At 66.7% G+C, this 1,044-nt stretch carries 2 protein-coding genes; one reads left to right on the top strand and one right to left on the bottom strand.

Features of this window, described 5'->3' with window-relative positions:
• Window positions 1–294, bottom strand: a 294-nt coding sequence (locus BUC15_RS20605; protein ID WP_217652309.1) for a hypothetical protein, incomplete at its 3' end; no start/stop codon positions are given.
• Window positions 295–342: 48 nt separating this feature from the next.
• Between BUC15_RS20605 and BUC15_RS18885 the strand changes: the two genes are divergently transcribed.
• Window positions 343–1,044, top strand: a 702-nt coding sequence (locus tag BUC15_RS18885; RefSeq protein WP_073191668.1) for a hypothetical protein, incomplete at its 3' end; no start/stop codon positions are given.

Raw genomic sequence — 1,044 nt, 5'->3', positions numbered from 1 at the left:
CAAGGTGGCGAGCGGAAGCCTTACGACCGGGACCGCCAGGGTGGTGAGCGTCGACCTTACGACCGGGATCGCCAAGGTAGTGACCGTCAGGGTGGTGAGCGTCGACCTTACGACCGCGAGCGTCAAGGTGGCGAGCGCAGGCCTTACGACCGCGACCGGCAAGGTGGCGACCGTCAGGGTGGCGAGCGCAGGCCTTATGACCGCGACCGGCAAGGCGACGACCGCAGGGGGTCGTGGGACGACCAGGGCCAGTCGAGGGACAGGTTCGGAGACGAGAGGGAGAAGCGCTTTCATCCTGGTACCGAGGCCAGGGCCGATGAGCCGGAGACCCCTCAGGACTTTGTGGAGGGCGAACTACCGTTCGGTGTACGGGCAGAGCTGAAGGGCCTCCCGAAGGACCTGGCAAACATCGTCGGCGCCCACATCTGGGCAGCTGGCCAACTGATCGACGTCGACCCGGAGTTGGCTTTCCGCCACGCCGAGGCGGCACGCCGCAGGGCCGGTCGTCTCCCAGTGGTCCGCGAAGCGGCTGCAGAGACCGCGTACGCGGCCGGGGAATACGGCATCGCTCTTCGCGAGTTCAGGGCCATCAGGCGGATGAGTGGCGGAGATTCGCTGCTGCCGGTCATCGCCGATTGTGAGCGGGCGCTCGGTCGTCACCGTGATGCGCTCGCGGTTCTGGCGGAACTGGACGCAGCCACGCGTGACGTCGATCTGCGCATTGAGTGCCTGCTCGTTGAGGCGGGGATTCGCGCTGACCTGGGGCAGCGGGCCGAGGCGCTTCGGCTGCTGAAGGCGGCGATCTCTCGACGTATCGGCTCGCCTGGTTCGCAGGCAAGGTTGCGATATGCCTATGCGGAACTCCTGGAAACCGCTGGCGACGAGGCGGGGGCTCGTGAGTGGTTCACCTCGGCCGCCGCGCTGGACAGCCACGCGGACCTGGACACCGCCGACCGAATCGCCGCCATCGATGGAGTCGTCCTGCCGGACTTCACTCCTGACGACGATGATGAGGACGATGTCGATGAGTCTGATGAGGACGAT

The organism is Tessaracoccus bendigoensis DSM 12906, from assembly GCF_900141915.1.
In the GTDB taxonomy this organism is placed as follows: Bacteria; Actinomycetota; Actinomycetes; order Propionibacteriales; family Propionibacteriaceae; genus Arachnia; species Arachnia bendigoensis.
Note: the sequence above shows the minus strand (reverse complement) of the source record. Positions and strands in the feature narration are given on the sequence as shown.